Source organism: Faecalibacterium sp. AM43-5AT (assembly GCF_003603345.1).
Classification (GTDB): Bacteria; Bacillota; Clostridia; order Oscillospirales; family Ruminococcaceae; genus Faecalibacterium; species Faecalibacterium taiwanense.
The window spans coordinates 1-301 of sequence record NZ_QVGZ01000040.1 but is presented as its reverse complement, the minus strand read 5'-3'; the positions used below and the strand labels follow the sequence as shown (position 1 = coordinate 301).

The 301-nt window shown below is 53.5% G+C and carries 1 protein-coding gene; it reads left to right on the top strand.

The window, feature by feature from the left end; all coding sequences use genetic code 11:
- Positions 1–11 precede the first annotated feature (11 nt).
- The coding region (locus DW937_RS14620) for a DUF6054 family protein (protein ID WP_120121509.1) at positions 12–301 on the top strand (290 nt) is incomplete at its 3' end.

The window sequence follows — 301 nt, the reverse complement described above, 5'->3', positions numbered from 1 at the left end:
GAGGAACCATTATGGCAATCTTTGAAAAGACCATCCGAAACAAAAACTTTGACAAGCTGCTTCGGAAGCTGGAACAAGAAATCCCGGACAGCAGTTGGTCGGCAGATTTAGAGGCAGGCAGTGATTTCAAAGAGGGCGATGCCCGGTGCAGTGTCCGTGTATTTGAGCGGTACAGCATGATGGGCGGCAACCGCCTGAGTCTGACACTGACCATGTTCCAGAATGCGGACAGTCCGATTCGGCTGTCCGCCATCACCGCAGGAGGCAGTCAAGCGGTGTTCTTCAAGGTGAACACCCTCGG